The organism is Enterococcus sp. LJL120, assembly GCF_054871765.1.
Map to the genome: position 1 here is coordinate 1 of NZ_JBTXLV010000013.1, position 20,233 is coordinate 20,233.

14 protein-coding genes are annotated in these 20,233 nt (G+C 40.7%); 3 read left to right on the plus strand and 11 right to left on the minus strand.

All coding sequences use genetic code 11. The features are described 5' to 3' along the window. Window positions 1-101 precede the first annotated feature (101 nt). The 8 genes from ACYSNU_RS16975 to ACYSNU_RS17010 all read right to left on the minus strand — a co-directional run bounded on the left by ACYSNU_RS16975 (window position 102) and on the right by ACYSNU_RS17010 (window position 13,644). On the minus strand, window positions 102-1,007 hold the full coding sequence (locus tag ACYSNU_RS16975; protein ID WP_461738354.1) for a class C sortase: 906 nt from the start codon (window positions 1,005-1,007) through the stop codon (window positions 102-104). Between the two features lie 324 nt (window positions 1,008-1,331). Then, window positions 1,332-2,957, minus strand: coding sequence for a SpaH/EbpB family LPXTG-anchored major pilin (locus ACYSNU_RS16980; protein WP_461738355.1), 1,626 nt, complete (start codon window positions 2,955-2,957; stop codon window positions 1,332-1,334). 106 nt (window positions 2,958-3,063) lie between these two features. Continuing rightward, on the minus strand, window positions 3,064-4,338 hold the full coding sequence (locus ACYSNU_RS16985) for a pilin N-terminal domain-containing protein (RefSeq protein WP_461738356.1): 1,275 nt from the start codon (window positions 4,336-4,338) through the stop codon (window positions 3,064-3,066). Beyond that, window positions 4,331-6,646 (minus strand): SpaA isopeptide-forming pilin-related protein, encoded by a 2,316-nt coding sequence (locus ACYSNU_RS16990; RefSeq protein ID WP_461738401.1) that lies wholly within the window; start codon window positions 6,644-6,646, stop codon window positions 4,331-4,333. The genes ACYSNU_RS16985 and ACYSNU_RS16990 overlap by 8 nt, the downstream gene beginning before the upstream one ends. After that, window positions 6,589-8,700, minus strand: coding sequence for a VWA domain-containing protein (locus ACYSNU_RS16995; RefSeq protein ID WP_461738357.1), 2,112 nt, complete (start codon window positions 8,698-8,700; stop codon window positions 6,589-6,591). Before ACYSNU_RS16995 ends, ACYSNU_RS16990 begins: the two co-directional genes overlap by 58 nt. A gap of 562 nt (window positions 8,701-9,262) precedes the next feature. After that, the gene (locus ACYSNU_RS17000) at window positions 9,263-10,402 is read right to left on the minus strand and encodes a class C sortase (RefSeq protein ID WP_461738358.1); all 1,140 of its coding nucleotides are present in this window, start codon (window positions 10,400-10,402) and stop codon (window positions 9,263-9,265) included. A gap of 193 nt (window positions 10,403-10,595) precedes the next feature. Next, on the minus strand, window positions 10,596-12,173 hold the full coding sequence (locus ACYSNU_RS17005) for a peptide chain release factor 3 (protein ID WP_461738359.1): 1,578 nt from the start codon (window positions 12,171-12,173) through the stop codon (window positions 10,596-10,598). 454 nt (window positions 12,174-12,627) lie between these two features. Further along, window positions 12,628-13,644 (minus strand): lipoate--protein ligase, encoded by a 1,017-nt coding sequence (locus tag ACYSNU_RS17010; RefSeq protein WP_461738360.1) that lies wholly within the window; start codon window positions 13,642-13,644, stop codon window positions 12,628-12,630. Window positions 13,645-13,938: 294 nt separating this feature from the next. On the opposite strand from ACYSNU_RS17010, the gene sdaAB reads away from it, so the two are divergent. Both sdaAB and sdaAA read left to right on the plus strand, forming a co-directional pair. Further along, window positions 13,939-14,604: an L-serine ammonia-lyase, iron-sulfur-dependent subunit beta gene (gene sdaAB / locus ACYSNU_RS17015; RefSeq protein WP_461738361.1), complete on the plus strand. Its 666-nt coding sequence runs from the start codon at window positions 13,939-13,941 to the stop codon at window positions 14,602-14,604. Between the two features lie 11 nt (window positions 14,605-14,615). Next, the gene (gene sdaAA, locus ACYSNU_RS17020) at window positions 14,616-15,485 is read left to right on the plus strand and encodes an L-serine ammonia-lyase, iron-sulfur-dependent, subunit alpha (protein WP_461738362.1); all 870 of its coding nucleotides are present in this window, start codon (window positions 14,616-14,618) and stop codon (window positions 15,483-15,485) included. 230 nt (window positions 15,486-15,715) lie between these two features. Here the strand turns inward: sdaAA and ACYSNU_RS17025 are convergent, their stop codons facing one another. Together ACYSNU_RS17025 and ACYSNU_RS17030 are read right to left on the minus strand one after the other, a co-directional pair. Beyond that, window positions 15,716-17,092 (minus strand): hemolysin family protein, encoded by a 1,377-nt coding sequence (locus tag ACYSNU_RS17025; protein WP_461738363.1) that lies wholly within the window; start codon window positions 17,090-17,092, stop codon window positions 15,716-15,718. Between the two features lie 87 nt (window positions 17,093-17,179). After that, window positions 17,180-18,292, minus strand: a complete 1,113-nt coding sequence (locus ACYSNU_RS17030; protein WP_461738364.1) for an AI-2E family transporter — start codon at window positions 18,290-18,292, stop codon at window positions 17,180-17,182. A 172-nt stretch (window positions 18,293-18,464) separates the two neighbouring features. On the opposite strand from ACYSNU_RS17030, the gene ACYSNU_RS17035 reads away from it, so the two are divergent. Continuing rightward, window positions 18,465-18,908, plus strand: coding sequence for a GNAT family N-acetyltransferase (locus ACYSNU_RS17035; protein ID WP_461738365.1), 444 nt, complete (start codon window positions 18,465-18,467; stop codon window positions 18,906-18,908). Window positions 18,909-19,120: 212 nt separating this feature from the next. Here ACYSNU_RS17035 and ACYSNU_RS17040 read toward each other — a convergent pair whose 3' ends face one another. Beyond that, a complete protein-coding gene (locus ACYSNU_RS17040; protein ID WP_461738366.1) occupies window positions 19,121-20,137 on the minus strand; it encodes an N-acetylmuramoyl-L-alanine amidase in 1,017 nt (338 codons plus the stop codon). Window positions 20,138-20,233 lie beyond the last annotated feature (96 nt).

The window sequence follows — 20,233 nt, forward strand, 5'->3', positions numbered from 1 at the left end:
GAAATTAGCCACCTGGCTAAGTTAAAGGCAGAAGGCCTTTATTTTTTTGCCCAAATTTGAATGAGTAAAACAAAAAATAGGCTTTTAGAAGAATTTTACTTCTAAAAGTCTATTTGTCTACAGTCTGAATCCTGCTGGTTGACAGCAGGATTTTTTTGCTGCTGACGATATTTTTTAATTTTTCGAGACAACCAATAAGCAAAAATCACTAGAAAAATAGCCAAGCCCACAAGCAAACCAATCAAACGTTTGCTATGATAACTGCCGGCTTGTTTAATTTCTTGACTCATCGCCGCCTGATAAGGGATTCGTTTGCCCGTCACCAAAAGGCGATGACTGTTGATGCTATATGGCGTGCAGGTCAATAAAGTGACAATTTCTGCCCCTTCTCTGATTGCAAGCGATTCGATTTCTTCTGGCAACACCACCTGAATTTCAAAAATCTGATAGGCAAAGCGTTCCCCTAAAACGTCGATGTAAAATTTATCCTCTTTGTTCAGTTTATCTAAATCTGTAAAGAGCATTTTTTCAGGAATGCCGGTGTGCCCAGTAATTACCGCATGAGTATTGTTTCCTCCGACTGGAAAAGAAGTTCCCTGAAAATGAGTCGCGCCTTTTTCTAATAGCGCCTCGTTCGTTTCATCGAACAGCGGCAGACTTACATTAATCGCCGGTATATAAATTGCGCCAATCGTATGACTTTCAAAATATTCTCTAGTGGGATCAATCGTGTTGCTGACTGCCGCCTCAAAGGGGTCGACCACTTCGCCCATCCCCGGCACGTAACTTTTTTTTCCGCTGTCAGCATTTTGCTGCTTCATCTCAGCTAGCTTTTGCTGCTGCTTTTCATCAGTAGCAATCTCTTTTTGATAACTAGCGATGCGATATTGGTCGATCACATTATTGATTCCATCCACCACAAAAGGATAAGAAAAAACGGCTGCTCCTGCTAAAAACAAAAAAGCCATCAAGAGTTTTAAAATAAATTCAATTTTAAACCAGCGCATTTTCTCACCTTCTTTATGTATAAGATTCCCCTCGTTAGCTTGATATCAGCATGGCAATCTATTAGAAAAACTGCGGCAGCGGCTTTGGCAAAAGATAAACAACAAACCCGTCATCAAATGATTGCTCACTCTAGAAATTCCTAGAGATAAAATCATCAGGTCTATTTTTCTTGCAGGAAAAAGTGTAAGGACCAAAAACATTTCTCCTGAAAGCTTGCTTCTCAATTACTTTTATACCGCTGCCGCAGTTTCTTTCATCCTGTTTTAATTTAAAAGGATTGTTGCTGCAAGTCGAGCTATCTAAACTCTCTCAGCTGTTAAGTATTAAACCTCCAACTGATTTTTAGACTTGCGATACCAAACATATGCCCCAGACATCATGGCTGAGCCGGCTGCTAAGAAGAGGAGGATACCCATGCCGCCGGTTGCTGGTAAGAAACCTCTCTTGACGTTGAGGATTTCTTTGCTACCTTTTGTTTTAGTACTGGTGAAGGTCATATACCGCACTTCGAAGCTTGGCTTGGCTTGCTCCTCCGCAGGTAGTGCATAACCTGTTGGCGCTTCAAATTCGACTAGTTTGTATTCACCATAAGCTAAGCCACTGATGCCGAATACTTCATCTGTCGAGACGATAGCGGTTGCGTCAGCATCATCTTGGATCCAGTTTATATCCGCCGCATCGTTAGCATTATACTCTGTTAAAGAATTATTTTTTTTATCCATGAATTGAGCATATTTCCCTTTCTCATTCATCAGATAGAATTTTGCTCCTTTCAACAGCATATCCCTAGTAGTAGCATCAACTTTTTTGAAGTTGTAGCCGCCAGTTGCCACAACTTCAGCTGGGGAAACATCTTGTTCATAAGGTTTGCTATCTTTACCAGTGCCTTTAATCTCAATGCTGGCAGTATTCTCATAAAGATGATCAATCACGGTTTTTTCAGTTAGTTTCATAGAATAAGTAACCATCAGAGTTTTCGATGCAGCACCTTCTAGCTTATTGATTAATGTTAAGTTTGGCCTAACTGGACGACTCCCCTTCGTTAATTTAAGTTTTACTGTCCAACTATTAGCCCAATCGTTTTGTTCAATATCATAGTCGTCATCTATTACAAGAGAAGTTTCTCCCGCCTTCACCGTAATTGATTTTAAATCAAGCTCCAAACCAGTTTTGTTCATCGTATCAGTGATTTTATATTCATCAATTCTCAGTCTGTTATTCTTGTAAATATTCATCGGGATAGGAGAAGTGATTTGATACTCGACCTTTTCACCGATTTCAAAATCTAAAACCTGATATCCATCTACAGTATGTGGATTCTGATTGTTGAGAATCTTTTTTGTTGGTGTGTACTTCAAATTTTTCGGAAAGAGTTGAATATCTGTATCAATGTCATTTGTGTCACCCTTGTAAACCGGGAAGCCGACAATCATCGGTACAGCACCATCGATAATGTCATATGGCGAATCAGTTTCGACAAACATCAAAACTCGGTATTTGTTATTGTTAATCATATCTATATTGCTAAACTTTGCTTTCCCATCCTTATCTGTTGTTATCGAAGTCCCTTTGTTACCATCAATATAAGCTGACCAATTTTCTTGCATTTCTTTAATAGTAGCTTCCGCATCATTCTTTTTAGCAGCAAGCAATTTGTTGTACTCGGTAGTCACATCATACATGGTAAACTCAACGCCCGACAGTGCCGTACCGCCTTGATGCGGATTTGTATCCCCATCATTTTGCTCTTCTTCTGGTAATACATTGTCAAAAGCAAATTTATTCAAGGTGATGGTAACCTTGTTCGTGCCGCTACCTCCACCGCCGCCATGCCCACCATTTACAACATTATCCTCTGCCTGTCCCCGAATCGCCATGGCCCCGAATAACAATGGTATCAAAAGCATCAATGTAGCAACCCAACCGAAAATTTTTCGTGCTTTTCTCATTTTTTAGTCATCCTTTCTAGATGGTTTTCATTTTTTATTGACAAGAATCCTGTGCAAAATCAATTTCACTTGGAGGGAGTGGTCTGCACAGGAAACTGACACACACTTAGTCCCTTGCATTAGCTCGATTTTTTTTCCATAAAAACCAAGCTAACACTATTAAAAGCAATCCTAGAAACATGCAGGAACTCTGTACTTCCCCTGTCTGTAAAATTTTTCGCCGATTAAGCGACGTTTTTGTGGTATTCGTCGGCGTTGGTGTCGCAGTGGCTTTTTCGGAAGTCCGGTAATTGTAAACTCGCGGCTCTAATTTCTGATAGGCCGAGTCCGGCACCAATCCAGAAATTAATTCCTCCATCCGATACCCATTCACCGTCACATATTGCGGATTTCCTGCTTCATCCTCCCAAGATTCTGGAATAACGACCTCAATTCCCCGATCTTCATCTTCGATTGTGTATCCTTCAGCGGCCTGTAATTCTTCAAAATAGTAGGTGCCAGAGGGTAGAAAACGATTATTAGTAGTCACTAAGCCATCACTTCCTGAAGTAAATTTAGTAACATGCTCATCATTTAGCGGGTCGGTAGATTCCGACCAACCATTTTGCAAAGAATTCACTTCGCTTTGATCGAGATACAATTTTTTCCCATTGCTGTCATAGCGGTACAAAGCGAAAGTCACCCCTTGAATAGGTTCTCCTAATTCTTGACTACCAGCCTTTTTACCATACTTAAAGAAATACGGATCCCGCACATAGCCGATATTTTTGGTATACAGATGAATTTGCTGCAACTCATTGTTTTCCCTTAAAGGATTCATGATGGGTAAAAAGAGAATCATCGGTACAGAGCGCCGTTCGATATCTACGTTTAAACGCACATCCGGGTCCGGTGTTGTTTCGACAATCAGATAGACAGCATCCCTTTGCTGGCTATAGCGGGCTAAAGTCGTACGGCCAATGCCACCGCCAAAGACAGCATCTTCATCGGTATTGACCGGTCCCGCCACCAAAGAAAGATTTTTTTCTTTGATTAGTTCTGCTACCTGACTCATTGAAAACTGATTAAATTCTTCTAAAAAATCTTCTTGATTCTGCTTCGATTCAGCATAATAATCTGTTAAGTCATAGATTAAAAAATTGGCACCGTTAAAAGGCATAGCCATCTCAATGATGTCTTCCTGCCAATTTTCTTTGGGAACTTCAATACCGGTATTTTGGTAGTCCTCAATATCGGGCATCATCACATCTCGATAAATGCGCTTATGCAAAATCAATTCCACATTGTCAGCTGCTGCTGTGGCAGACTGCGGCAGACCAATGCCAATTGCTAATAGAAACACTAGGAGTGCCGAAACTAGATGAATGATTTTTTTAATCATGGAGTCCAGCCTCCCTTCCTTTGAGCCGCTTTGTCAGCCAGCCGACAAATAAAGATGCTGTTAGAAGTCCAGCCGCAATCAGAAACTGTCCTAATCGACCAATACCTCCTGTTGCTGGCAGTGGATTATATGGATTATTGCTGACAGTAAATTCTATTTGCAGCTTGCCTTTTTCTTCTTTTAGGCTGACTGTTTCTTTCTCACCAGATGGCTGGCTGTCAAGATAATATTGGACTTCTGCCATCAGAGAGCCCTTTTCAATCAGCTTTCCAGACGCATCGATAAAGTTTGCGTCAGCTTGACGAATTTCTAGTTCAAAATACCCTGATAGTCTTTGATATCCTGATGGCGCTGTAGTTTCTTCAATTTTGTAGGTCCCTAGTTCAAGCTTAGCCAGTTGATAGTTGCCTGAATCTTCAACTTCAATTAAGTTATCTGGCTCCAGCCATTTTCCATTCTCTTTTTTGGTTGCGGTGAACTCCGCACCAGAAAGCATTTTTTCTGAGTTGTATCTGTCATTTTTTTTGACAGTCAAATCAATTGGCAGCAATTGGTTTTCAACTGACACAACCCATGTCAATTTCCCAGAAATTTCTGTTTTTTCAATTTTGGCTCCTGAAGAATCTTCAGCAAGTATGACTTCACCTGATTCCTCGACTTCAATTTGCCAATCCTTCTGATTTTTTAGATAGCCTACCAGTGTTTCTTCTTCGGTCAGGGTGTACTGACCTTTTTCCAAGACAAAGGGTGCACTAAAATCTAAATCTTGATATTTGTCACCATTTAGCGCTTGAAAGAAATTTCCAGCTCCTGCTTCACTCCAGCTAAGGCCGCTTGATTCTTTAACACCTTGTAAACCACTGTATGCTTTGTAAGTAGATTTATTTGAAGTAAACCCAGTTTCATTCCTTGAAAGCTCAAAGCTGACCCCATTTAGAATCTGCTCACCTTGCTTTTTGACGATAACCAAGTCGGCAGCTTGTTGCTGATTTTCAATTTTCAACTGCAGAGGTAAAGTTTGACCTGCTTCAGTCGCAATCTTTTCAAACTGTGTTTCAACTTGACTTTGCTCTTCGCCATTTCTGTGATAGGTGATGTTTTGAGTCGCTGGATTAACTTCGATTTCCCAATAATCATCTTCACTAGGATCTTCGTAGTTTTCCGGTGCCTGTGTTTCATAAATCCGATATTTTTTTGATTCAGTTGAAATCTCAAGGGTTAATGGTTTTTTTTCACCAGTACTTGACCGATAGAAAGTCACCACACCAGCATCGTTAGAAACACCTTCGCCTAAGACTCTGGTAAATTTTCCATCTTTTCCTGCCTCCCGCAGCTGGAATTTTGCATTAGGTAAAGGCTTGTCGCCATCAACCTTAAGGACAGAAATTTCCAAAGGCTTAAACTGATTTTTCACCGTCAAATGGACAGTCGGTGGATTATTATTTTTTTTGGTTTGAGTAATAGAAAATACATGATTGGACCCTGAATATCCGAAGGGCCATGTGTCAGTTTTACTACCTGCTTTATTCCACCAATTAGGAAGGTCATTGTATAAAGTTTTGCTCCCGCTCGTTTCATTAGTCAATGAAAATTTACCGGAAGATTTACTCACTTGAAACGTCAAACTACCAGAGAGTTTTTGATATTGATTCGGTGCTTTGGTTTCTTGAATTTGATATTTCGGGCTAGATTTTCCATTGCTTGGAAAATCAAAGGCAAAACCAGCCTCGCCATTGGCACTAGTCTGAGAACTTCCTTCTACTTGTCTCTTTACTTTGGATAGTTCGAAGGTCACTCCCGGAATTGGGTTTCCAAAAATATCTTGCTTTTTAACAACAATATCCCGCTCCTGATTTAGATAGCGAATCGACGGCACCGGTAAATACATTTTTTTATTTGTATCTGTCGTTGGCCCATTCATCAGATAGGTTTCTTGACTGACAGTCTGAAATTCCCCATTTTGCGCATCCGACTTCAGTTTGATTTGATATTTCAGACGAACCATTTCTCCTTGACCTAAGGTGATATTTGAAAACTGAAAACCGCCTTCCTCCAGTGGTTGCGTTTGGACACTCGGTGTTTGATTGGTCCAACGTTGAGGTGTGCCATAATCACTCAAATTAGTTTGGACTTCAGGCAGCTTGTAATAAGAAGTTTCTACATCGTTGCTTGTTAGAGAAACATTGCTGCTTAATTTATCAATCAAACTGGCATTATTAAGCGTTTTTCCACCAGCACTAGTAATATCGATTAGTGCTGCCAGTAAGTCCTCCGTTGAATTTGCATCATAGTATTTTTCAGCGGAAATATTTTTAAAACGGTTTTTCCGGTGTTGTTAATGCCGATGCCGACACTATAGACAGAGGCGCTATTATATTTTGCTGCCAGCCAGCGATGATAGGCAACCGTGTTGATGGCATTATTCTTATCTTGCTTTGTGCTGCTAGTACCATCGCCATAGAAATAAGCACTTGTATTGCCAGACGCTATTTCTCCAAAATCAAAATAGCGATAGTTTGTGTCCTTTCCTTTCTCATATTTACCATCAGTTAACTCATTGCCTTTGCGAAATTCAGTCGGAACTTCATCATTCGCATCAAAGATAGCAGCATCGTAATTTTTTAAATATTGAAAATTGGTATTTTTTGACCAATAGTTTGATAAGTCAGAAAAATTGTTACTCCACTTACTAGAGCTAGCTGATGGTTTAGGTTCAGGATCATCGTTTTTACCATACTCAACTAATGCCCCTTTAATTCCGCTATATGATATGGTCGGCTGACCATCCCCAACGACAATTAAAATTTTTTCCCGCGAAGCATCACTGGTATCACCATACAAAACTTGATACCCTTTTTGCAGTCCAAGAGCCAGAGGAGTTCCCTGGTCCTGTCTAGCACTAGAATTTAAAACACTACTATTTAGGACCTCATTCAGCTTACTGCTTAGAGGAAAAATATTAGCAGTCATTCCTTCTTCTGTGTGCCCGTAAAAATCAACTAAGCCGACTTTCACATCTAGAGAATGATTGTTAAATAGCATCTTAACAGTTCTACTCACAGCGTCTTTTAAAGACTCATCTTTTTTTTCACCATGGATTGAGCCTCCCATACTGCCAGACTTATCTAAAACAAAAACAATATCTAGTTTTTGTTTGACAATTTCTTGATCAGCAGTTCCAACGACTTCCAGATAGACATTATAGGTAGCAGTTGAGTCAGTTGCGCTGCTTTCCTTAACGGGCTCCACCCATTTCTTAACATAGGCTCCGTTATAAGAGGTATAGCTATTGGCAAAATCCCGATCATTCCCCCATAATTGCATGGTTGGGCCGTGACCCGAAGCTCCTACCGCTACTGAATCGTCATCATTTTCAGCATAATTGTAATTGTGCCAATTTGCTTCTTGACTGCCATCAGTCACCGTTTGAAAATCAGTTGTATAATCACTGGTACTGTGCAGGAGTAATTTTTGTTCATCATAAAGAAATGGGTCGCTTTGAGCGAAAGGACCTAAAGCAATGCCGCTGCCGATCAAAGGGTTTCGCTGAATTTGTGCGTATAGAGGTAATGAGCCGGTAAAGGCATTGACCTCCTCTATGATTTCTTCGGAGTCTGAAATCGCTTCTGACGATTCGTTTGAAGCCTCAGCGTCTGAATTGTCAGTCGGATTTTCTGTAGGGTTTTCTGTCTCTTCGACAACGTTATTATCTTCAGTTGCAGCTGAAATCTCTTCTGAATTTTCTGGTTGCTCTGATTCTGACGTTTCAGGTTCTTGAGGGGTCCCAGCTGCTTCAGTATTTTCTGTCTCGCCATCTGATTCCTTAACAGGCTCTTCTGCTTCTGGCGGGACTGTCTCGTTTACTTCTGTTTCAGATACTTCTTCTAAAGTGTCCAAACTGACTACAACGGGAACCTGTCCAGCTGTCTCGCTTTTATCAGTTGAAAAATCAAGCGAGCCGCTTTGGACAGCTTCGGAATAATCCGGTGTGTAATACCAGTCATAATTATTTCCGTCATCTGTAACCTTCATTGTTGCAATGGCTCCATCACCAGACTGGCCTAAGCCTTGACCGCGAATATTATAGATTGTGCCAAAGCCGATGCTGCTGCGATCAATGGCAATGCGTAGTCGTTGTTTATCCGGCGTGGCTTTTTTTTGAAACTCAAGATGCCAATCATAAGTAGTTTCAGTTTCTGTATAGCTAGCCTCAACATAAACAGTCTGATCATTGACCAGCACTTGCGGTGCATCTGGACCAACCGCCTCAACCATAATTGGAAAAAGCCCAACTATTCCCCGAATAAGAGGCACTAAAATCACAAGCAACATCAGTGCTGATAGCCAACGTTTATTCTTCATCTAATCACCCACTTTCAATCTGAAAAAACCAGTGCTTGGCCAGAGCACTTTTCTTTTTCCAATACCTTGCAACCCCACGCTTTTTTAGCAAACCTGTGTCTGGTTTAAAAGCTTGCTTTTTTTGCAACGCATCCTGATTGCCCTCCCAACTTGCATAAAACCTTACCTCCACTCGGTTTCACAAAATCGATTTGTTCCACAAGCTAATAGTAAAATGAGAGCGCTAACTATACCATCTCCAAGAAAACGTAATATAATCGCTTTTTTTGACTTCCTCTGATGTTTATTGGTCAAAAAACTTAAAATATAACGACTTTTACAGTAACTCAGATTTGTCTAATTTAATTAACAAAAACGAGATTCATTACAATAACAAACACACAAAAATCAGAATAACTATTGATAAATATGTAATTATCAAATAATTAAACAACAAAAAAATACCTTCATATTTTTCATTAACAAAGAAAAATATGAAGGTATAATTTTGACAAAAATTACGATTTCAACTTTATATAAAAACAATTTCCAAAATTTTTCGTAGGTGTATGCCAGACAACTTTTATAAAATTAAAGCTGTCTGACCGTTGTCTTGGCGCACTATTTTACCTTTGGAGCGCTTACCCAGCTGCAATAAATAGTCAGCTTTCGTTTTGTTCTTTGGTTTAATCTTTATAAGGATTTGCGGGTCTTCTTCACTCTTTATTTGATAGAAATCTTTAGGTAGACCAATAAATGCAAGTTCGCCTTTTTGATTAGTTTTGCTGACGATTGGCTGGCCTTTTCGTTGCAGATGACGGCGGCCTTTTTTATCCCAGACACTAAAGCTGCGGTTTTCCAGCGGTTGACCGGAGGCATCCTCCAATGAAAAACTGATGAAGACTTCCTCTTTGCGTCGACGCCAAGCCCGAATAATTTTGAATAACAAAATCAAAATTCCCGCAACTAAACTAACCGATCCGCCGATAATCAACCATTGTCGCAGTAATCGGTTTTGGTTGCCGCTTGTCACAGTGGCGGCGACGGCTTCAGTATAAGGAACACGATGACCACGGACTAATAGCCGATGGGAGTTAACCATATAAGGTGTGCAGGTTAGCAGGGTAACCAAATCTTCTCCCGGCTGAGCCGCCAAAACTTCGATTTGATCCGGCAACACGACAGTAATTTGATCGACTTGATAGGCGAGCTTTTCACCGAAAATAGTCAGCACAAAAAGATCCCCCGCTTTTAAATCTGGTAAATCGGTAAATAGTTTTTTTTGCGGTAATCCTCGATGGGCCGCTAAAACAGAATGCGTGCCCTCACCACCGACCGGCATATCCGTTCCGCCGACAACTGTCGCCCCCATTTCTAAAAGTGTCTCGGCCGTCTGATCAAAAATTGGCATCTCCACCGATAGGGCAGGAATATTTAAGGTCCCCAGCAAATGATCTTCATAGACAGTTCCTTCAAGCTCATTGCTTAGCTGAGCGAAGGGGTCACTGGCTGTCTGCTGCTCCTTCGCCGCTTCTTTTAAGCGGGCGAGACGTTGGGCGGTTTCTTCTTTTGTGATTGCTTTTTGGTATTGGGAAATGCGGACCTGATCTAGCATATTGCTCAAGGCATCGCTATAAAAAGGATAGAGCATTACCAAGGCACCCACAAAAAATAGCAAGAGAATCGTAAACTGCTGGATAAATTTTCGTGTTGTTTTTTTCAAATTAATCCCCCATTTCGATTGGGATGAGCGGCGGGCTTTGTGAGAAATAAGAAGTATTATTGCGGCTGAGAGTGGTTATTTTACAGAAATTGATATCACCTATATTATACAAGCTTCCTCAAGGCAAAAAAAGAGTCCAAAGCTGTCGTGAAAAAAGCAGCTTTAGACTCTGTTATTTAATTTGAAAAAGTGATTACATCAAGCTTTTCAGTTCAACCTCGGGATATTTATCAGCAAACCAGCGTTCAGCAAATTGGTTTTCAAATAAAAATAGCGGTTGGTCGAAACGATCTTTTGCTAAAATATTACGACTGGAGCTCATTTTTTCATCTAAATCTTTTGGATCAATCCAGCGGGCGATTTTATTGCCCATCGGTGTCATAATAACTTCGGCATTGTATTCATTTAGCATCCGGTGTTGGAATACTTCAAATTGCAATTGGCCGACTGCCCCGATAATATATTCATCAGAAAGATAGGTTTTGTATAACTGAATCGCCCCTTCTTGTACCAACTGATTAATACCTTTATGGAAGGATTTTTGCTTCATAACATTTTTAGCTGTGACCTTCATGAAAAGCTCCGGCGTAAATGAAGGCAATTCTTCGTAGGCAACTTTCAATTTGCCTTCATACAGGGTATCACCGATTTGATAATTTCCGGTATCATAAATCCCGATAATATCACCAGCTACCGCCTCTTCAACATTTTCTCTAGCATCTGCCATAAATTGGGTGACGTTGCTGAGTTTTAATTTTTTGTTAGTTCTTTCCAAATTGACATCCATGCCCCGTTCAAAGGTGCCTGAACAAATTCGCAAAAAGGCAATCCGATCTCGGTGGGCTGGATTCATATTGGCTTGAATTTTAAAGACAAAGCCGGAAAATTCTTCTTCAAAGGGACTGACCTCTTCACCTTCCACCGTTTTATGGGCGTGGGGTTCTGGAGCGAATTGTAAAAAGGTTTCTAAAAAGGTCTGCACACCAAAATTGGTTAAGGCTGAGCCGAAGAAGACGGGTGTCTGGTCGCCTTTTGCAATTTTTTCCGGCGAGAATTCATCGCCCGCTTCCTGCAATAGTTCGATTTCTTCTAGAACCTGCTGATAAACACTGTCGGCGTGTAATGGATTGTCAGCGGGAATATCGCCGTCAACTAAAGGAATCAAGCGTTCGCCGCCATAATTTTCTGGGCGGTATAATTCAACGCGTTTGTTATACACATCATATAAACCAGCTAAACCTTTTCCCATGCCGATGGGCCAGTTCATTGGATACGATTCAATGTTTAACAATTCTTCTAGCTCTTCCAATAAATCCAACGGTTCACGGCCATCTCGGTCCAATTTATTTATAAAAGTAAAAATCGGAATGCCCCGACGTTTAACAACTTGAAAGAGTTTTTTCGTTTGGGCTTCAATCCCTTTGGCGCTATCAATCACCATCACGGCACTATCGACGGCCATTAAAGTCCGATAAGTATCCTCAGAAAAATCCTCGTGTCCTGGGGTGTCCAAAATATTAATCCGTTTGCCTTCGTAATCGAATTGCATCACCGAACTCGTTACGGAAATCCCCCGTTGTTTTTCGATATCCATCCAGTCAGATTTAGCAAAATTACCGGTCTTTTTTCCTTTGACGGTCCCTGCTTGGCGGATAGCCCCGCCAAAAAGCAGCAGCTGCTCAGTAATTGTTGTTTTCCCGGCATCCGGGTGAGAAATAATTGCAAAGGTCCGGCGGCGCTTGACCTCAGAAACTAAATTAGGGTTGTTCATTTTGTTCTCCTTTAAAATCGTAAATTTATCTTTTACCACAGGAAAATCCCTGTCAGTCAGTCTTTTTCAACTCACCTAGTATAGCATGATAGCAGGCGCAATTCAAAAAAATCCCCGTTAAATTTTACCAGCAGAAAACTTTTGGGAAAATTTAGGGAGATTTTGAATAACTCGTTAATTTGTGATAGAAATTTTTTGTCTGCATCTTAGCTAATTTTTGTGGAAGTGCTTTGTCTGTGCCAGAATAATTTGCAAATACGTGATGTGATGTACCGCTTTACTTTGCTAAAAAATCATGTTCACCGTAATTTGGCTTTACTGATAAATTATCAATTGCCGAGCTTACCTTCAGCTGATAGCTTTCCAATTTTTTTCTACCAAAATTTCTCAGTCTAGACAAATAAAATATTAGTTACCTCACTTAGCTAGTATTAATGCGAGCTTTCAACTAAGCTCACTGAAATAGTAAATTCAAAAAATCTTGATTGCTGAAATTAAAAATATATTCAGACACGGAATTTTTCTGTAAAAATTCCTTTAAGGTTGCTTCATTAAATTCCTGACCAATTAAGGCGCTGGTCAGCTCATGAATATCTTTTTCACCAAAGAAATCTCCCAGAATTTCAAAGGCGCTGATTTTGCCAGCTGCAATTGAAAAATGCAGCTCGACAATGCCAACTCCGGCTAAGCGGATTCTGCGGCTGACTTGGTAATCTGGAGCGGCTCCGTATACCCATTGGTCATTGGCATAGCGTTCAGCAAAAAGTTTTTCAATCGCTGCCTCATCTTTTGTTGTTAAGACGATTTGCTGCTGAGCAATCTCTGCTAAATCCCTGACTGAAAAAATTTGCCGCAATAATTCATCGCGAAAATCAGCCGTATCGGCAAATTGGAATTCGGGATTCAGATATGGTTTGATATTAGTGACATTTTTACGAACAGATTTGGTAGCTTTCGAGGCGATTTTTTCCGGATCAACTTTTAAAACATGGTCCAGCACTGATAAATCTACATCATACATTAAAGTGCCGTGGGAATAAGTTCGCTCCCCTTTTGAATACATGGCATTACCAGAGAATTTTAGGCCCTCAATATACAAGTCATTGCGTCCGCCAACTTCAGCTAGCTCAGCCCCCATCTGTTGCAAGGCCTGAATAATCGGTGCGGTTGCTCCGGCATAGTCACCGAAGTCGCGGCGATTTTTGGCGGTCACAAAGCTAAAGCTCAGGTTGCCCAAATCATCATAGACCGCACCGCCGCCAGAAGTTCTTCTAGTCAGAGTTATTCCCTGTTCCTTTAAATACTGAAAATCAATTTCAGCGTAAGCATTTTGATTGCGCCCAATGATAACACAGGGCTTTTGGATATATAATAGTAAGGTCGGCTCAGTAATCGGCAAGGTCTTCATCAAATATTCTTCTGTCGCCAAATTGTAGCGAATATCTTGGTGGGGCATTATAAAGTAACGCATTCTTGTATCAACCCTTTGAGTAAATTTTAGTTTCGTTAGTCATTTTATGATGGAGGAAAGCCTGAAAAAAATCAAGCATTCTGTCCGTCTTTTCGCCGACAAAATAAAAAAAGAATTCGCCTTTTTTTCTATGAACGAAACAAAGAAACCCAGCCTGTTTCCTTTATTTTGTGAGAAATTCTAAACAAATCAATAAAGGAACTTTCATAATGGCGAATGATTTGTTCTGGCGTGTTATAATAACTAACTGAATAACAATCCAATTTTTATTAAACTAAAAAGAGGTTAAGTCTAATGGAACAATTAAAATATAATAGTGTTTTTGATATCATTGGGCCAATTATGATTGGGCCCAGTAGCTCCCATACTGCCGGTGCTGCCCGCATCGGAAAAGTCGTCCGCAAAATTTTCGGGGAACAGCCGGATTCTGTTGATATTTACTTATATGAATCTTTTGCTAAAACCTATCGGGGGCATGGCACTGACATTGCTTTAGTGGGTGGGCTTTTAGGTATGGAGCCAGATGATCCTCAGCTGAGCGATTCGTTAAAGCTGGCCTTTGAAGCGGGGATGGAGGTTCTCTTTGTTCCAAAACAGGAGCAGGCCGAACATCCCAATATGGTGCAGATAAAGTTGACCAAAGGCAGTCATGTTTTGACTGTCACAGGCATTTCGATTGGCGGCGGCAATATTCAAATTTCTGAAGTCAATGGCTTTAAGCTGTCACTGTCTTTAGGTGTGCCGACGTTTATCATTGTACATCAGGATTTGCCGGGGATGATTGCTCATGTCAGTCAATTTTTCTGTGATGCCAACGTCAATATCGGGACGATGACCGTTACCAGAGAAGCGGTTGGCGAGCGAGCCATCATGGTGATTGAAACCGATGAGCGTAATGAAGAAGTCCTAAGCAAAATTCAAAATCTCGAGCATGTTTTTAGTGCCTCGTATTTCGGTTAAGGAGGAGTCGCATGTTTTATAGTATTGAAGATTTAGTCGAGCAAAGTCAAAATTATCCTAGCATCAGTGAGCTGATGATTGAAACTGAAATCAAGTTAAGCGGCCGCAGCCGAGAAGAAATTATTGAATTGATGGAAAGAAATCTTGTCGTGATGGAACAATCGATTGACGAAGGAGTTGCCGGCGTGACCTCGGTAACGGGTTTAACTGGTGGCGATGCAACTAAGATGAATAATTATCTCGCTGAAGGCAATTTCCTCAGCGGTGAAACTATTTTGACTGCTGTTAGAAATGCAATTGCGGTGAACGAAGTCAATGCTAAGATGGGCTTGATTTGTGCAACACCAACTGCCGGCAGCGCTGGCGTTGTCCCGGGTGTCTTAATGGCGTGCCGGGAGCGCCTTAACTTATCCCGCAGCCAGCAAATTGATTTTCTTTTTACAGCAGGCGCTTTTGGTTTAGTCATCGCCAACAATGCCTCCATCTCCGGGGCTGAAGGCGGCTGCCAAGCCGAGGTCGGTTCCGCCAGTGCCATGGCGGCAGCGGCACTCGTGCAGGCCAATGGTGGCACACCTCACCAAGCAGCCCAAGCGGTGGCGATTACTTTGAAAAATATGATGGGCTTAATCTGTGATCCCGTTGCCGGACTAGTTGAGGTTCCCTGCGTTAAACGAAACGCCTTGGGCTCCTCGCAGGCCTTTATCTCCGCTGATATGGCTTTAGCTGGCATCGAAAGTGTTATTCCGCCTGACGAAGTCGTTGAAGCGATGTATCGCGTTGGCCGGCAGATGCCAAGCATCTTTAAAGAAACTGCTGAAGGCGGTCTGGCAATGACGCCGACAGCCCAACGACTGACAAAAGAATTATTAGCAAAAGAATAAGACAAATTAACTAAAACTCCAGTAGGGCTTTTTGAAATTTAGACTCAGTTCTAAAGATTTGAATTGACTCCCTGGAGTTTTTTTCGAACAAGCATTAACTAACTCACCGGCAAAAAGAAGCGGCAGCCTTGGTAAACTTGGCTCGTTACTTCTGATATTTTATAATCCCTTAGAAATTAAAAAAACATCCCAGCAACTAGCTGAGATGTCTAAAATTGAAAATTGTTAAATTAACGACGAGGTTCATCCTCTTCAAATTCTTTACGGAACAAGCGGCGTTCTTCCTCCGGTTCCGTTGGTTGTTCCTCTTCATCGTGGAAGATGACCCGCAATTTGCGAATTCGAGAGCCGTCCATTTCCTCGCTGATTAAAGTCAGGTTGTCAATGTCAAAGGATAATTTTTCGCCGGCATCGGGAATTGTTCCAAGAGCCGTAATCAAATAACCGGCCATCGTATCTACATCGCTCATATGCAAATCAGTTTCAAATTCTTCATTGAATTCGTCAATCAGCATACGGCCCTGAACCAAATATTCTTTTTCGCCGACTTTTTCGTAGAGTTTTTCAACTTCATCAGATTCATCGTCGATTTCGCCGACGATTTCTTCTAATAAGTCTTCTAGAGTAGCCAAACCAACGACACCGCCATATTCATCTAAGAGTACGGCCATTTGATTTTGCGTTTTCTTCAATTCATACAGTAAATCATCGATAAAGATTGTTTCCGGTACAAACAAAGGTTCCTGCATGACTTTGCGCAAATCAAGATTATCAAAGCCCAGTCTATAACCAGCCTTTAATAAGTTTTTCGTGTGCAAAATACCGATGACCTTATCCTTATCCTCTTGGTAAAGAGGAATACGGGAAAAGTTTTCATTTAAAGCTTTTTCAATATTTTCTTTGACATCGTCTTCAATGTCTAACATAAAGGCATCGGTCCGGGGCACCATAACTTCCCGCGCCACTTTGGTATCCAAAGAGAACACACCCTGCAGCATTTCCAATTCGTCGTTGTCTAAAACGCCTTCTGTTTCCAGCATGTAGCGCATTTCATCCCGGGTCATCTTGGAATCTTCATCATCGAAGTCCATCGGAGTGATGCGGGCTAGCAAACTAGTGGAGGCTGAAAGCAACCACACGAAGGGTTTAGCGATAATTCCCACCACGCGAATCACGCCAGAGGTAAATTGCGCCACCTCTTCTGATTTGTTTAAAGCAATTCGTTTTGGATATAATTCCCCAAAAACGATTGAGACGTAAGTCAAAATTGCCAAAACAATGATGTTTGCGATGCTGCGGGCCGCTGTGCCGCCGCCTAAAATTGGTGCTAAACGTGACGTCAAATTATCTGCCAGAGAGGCCCCTGACAAGATGTTGACCAGTGTAATACCGACTTGGATGGTGGATAAGAAATTTGTCGGATTATCTAGGATTTTTAATAATTTCTGGGATTTTTTATTGCCTTCTTCAGCCTTTTGTTCCACCCGATTTTTATTAATCGATACCACGGCAATTTCAGAAGCCGCTAAAAAGGCATTTATCAAGGTTAAGACAATTAATAAAAGGATTTGAAAAACAATCGACTGACTATCAGGGTCAGCATTCATAATACATTTCTCCTATTCAAAAAAAATCGTGGGTTATACCCACGATAAAACTTTATCATAAAGCGATTTTTTTGGCAATATCTGAAACTATAATTGTATTTGGTCAGCAGCCTGCTTGGTCTTGCTGTCTCTAAACATTCGAATCACAAAAATAACAATCGTCCGGCAGATAGCGTAAAAAGGAACCCCCAAGAAAATACCAAGTAATCCCGCTAGATTTCCGGCCACCAATAAAATCAAAATAATTGTCAAGGGATGGATGGCTAAAGATTTACCAATCACATTTGGATAAATTACATTACCGTCCACCTGCTGAACAATTAAAACAACAACACAGCATAGTAACGCACGAATTGGTGAATCAAACACTGTGACCACTACGGCCGGTGCTAAACCGATGTATGGACCTAAGTATGGAATCAAATTCGTTAAGCCGGCAATGACACCGAATAAAAAGGCGTAATCGACACCAATTAGCCAATAGCCTAAAAAGGTAAAAGTCCCAACAAAGAGACACTCAATTGCTTGTCCGCTAATATAATTGGACAAAGTTTTATTCAATTGGCCTAATAATTCCATAATTTGCGTTTGGCGCTTTTCTGGAAAAACCTTCTGGATGCTTGGCGCAAAACGTTTGCCATCTTTTAACATATAGAACAAAACAAAAGGCACGGTGATAATCAGCACCGTCGCTGAAGCGATTGCCGACACTAATGAGCCTAAACTGCTAGATAGACTGCTGACAAACTGTTGGATAATTGAACCATAAGATAAATTCAACTGATCCAAATAGCTGCTTAAATCTAGGTTTTGCATCAGTGGTGTACTCGCAAAATCATTGACCCAAGTCTCCAATTGGCGAATAAAGCTCGGCAGACTCGCCGACAATTGAGCCAGCTGATTAATCAAGCTCGGAATCACACTGAATAAGATTAAAATAATCGCCCCTAAAAGAACTAACAGCATAATCACCACTGCTAAAGTCCGCTTGATGTGGAATTTTTCCAAAAGTTCCACGACGGGATTTAGTAGGTAATAGAGAAAACCTGCCGTCAATAATGGCGCAAATAACGTTGAGAAGAAAGTCCCAATAGGTCCGTAGAGAAAGTTTAGATTCGCTAAAACAAAAATTAATGTTGCCACTACGAGCATTTCCACTGACCAAAAAAATAGTTTCGACTGGCGAAATTTATCAAACAAATTTCCATCCTCCTTATATAAATGATATCTTAATAAACTGCTGATAAAAATCAGGTATCTTTTCGATTATAGCTGAAATCTTAAAAAAAAGCTTCTCAAAAAGTAATCCAACGAGCAGAATTCGCAAAGATTTGCTAAAATAGAAAAAAATTGAATTGAATCGAGGCTTACCATGAAAATTCTCCACTCCAAAGATACCATGAGTCCCATCTATTTAGACGCTTTAAAAATTCGCAACGAAGTTTTTATGAAGGAACAGGGCGTGCCTTTTGAAAGGGAAATCGATAAAGACGAAGCTTTAGCAGTCCATTTCGTCATGTACAATGACGAAAATCAAGCGATGGCCACCCTGCGCTTACTACCAATTTCACCAACAACTTTGAAACTACAGCGCATGGCGGTTTCAAAACCATATCGCCAATTAGGCTTGGGTAAAGCTTTAATTGCTGAAGCTGAAAGATTCTCTCAAGAGCAAGGCTTCAAAGAAATTGAATTAGGCGCACAAAAAACGGCCATCTCATTTTACGAAAACTTAGGTTATCACAGTTTCGGCGAAGAATTTATCGACGCTGACATGCCCCATCTGGCAATGAAAAAATTCTTTTCTGAAGAATAATTCTTGTTAGCCCATAAATTAGAATTCAGCATAGCATGAACTCTATTGAAAAAAATCCTGCTTAAGTAGGATTTTTTTATTTGGATGAACTGCTTGTCATAGCAAATAATTTCTGCCAATACTTTATCTTTTTAAAATCTATAGCAGCTGGGAGTTTTTCTGCAGACAAGCAAAAAAGCCTAGTAACTTTAAAAAGTTTCTAGGCTTTTGAATTAACCTTGAAAATATTTCTCCAAACCAGAGACAATACCGCTGGCGACTTGATCATAATATTCTTCATTCGTAATCGATAATAAGTCTGCATACGTATTGATATAACCCAACTCCAATAATAAAGATGGATAAGGCGTTTCGCGAATAACCTCAAAGTTTTCAGTCCGCACCCCGATATTGCTTAAGGCATTGATGCTGCTGGTCAAACCAGAATTAACATCTTTGGCTAAAGCTTCTTCGTTTTCATAGTAGTAATAAGAAGTATAGCCGGACATGGTATTGGCCGTATCAAAACTGTCATAGTGGAGGCTGATAAAAATATCTGCATTTTCATCAATTCCCTTTTGTACTCGATCATCCAAGCTCACGTAAGTATCATCAGAGCGGGTCAAATACACCGTCGCACCTTTTTCTTCCAATGCGGCTTTAATGACTTCAGCTGTTGCTAGCGTTAAATCTTTTTCATAAAATTGTTCATTGGTGCTCACAGCCCCGGCATCATTGCCCCCGTGACCTGGATCAAGAACAATTACGGCACCTGCCAAAGAAATATTAGAAGACTTATCAGAGACAGTCTGTACAGCACCGTTTTCAGCTAAGATGTAGCCTTCATTGCCGGCATTGGTTTTAATATGAATAAAACCATCCGCTTGGCCAATATAATCCGCCCATTCTCCTGTGAAAACTTGTTCGACGATAACACTGGCCGTATCCGCTTCAGTATAAACAGAAATATAGCTGGCTGTGTCGTCTGTATTGTCAACGCCGCTATCTGAACTAGCGGCTGTACTATCTTCCGTTGCCGTCACTTGTAATTTTACCATTTCTTTAGTGGCGACCGGCTCAGCCTCAGCTGTTCCTTCTTCATCATTGGTCTTCGCTTGAGTCACCAATAATGATTCGGCATTGGCCGTAAAAACTCGGTCAAAGCCGTAACCTAATAAAATTGTCGCAGCACAAAGAATCGTCACAAATAAATTGAATTTTAATCGCAGCAAACGTGTGTTTTTTTTCATAGGCTTTATCCTCGGTGTTATTATGTATAATAAATAGCAATTATTCGGCTAAATAATTTATTAGCATTGTTATCTATTATTATACACGGTTTGCCT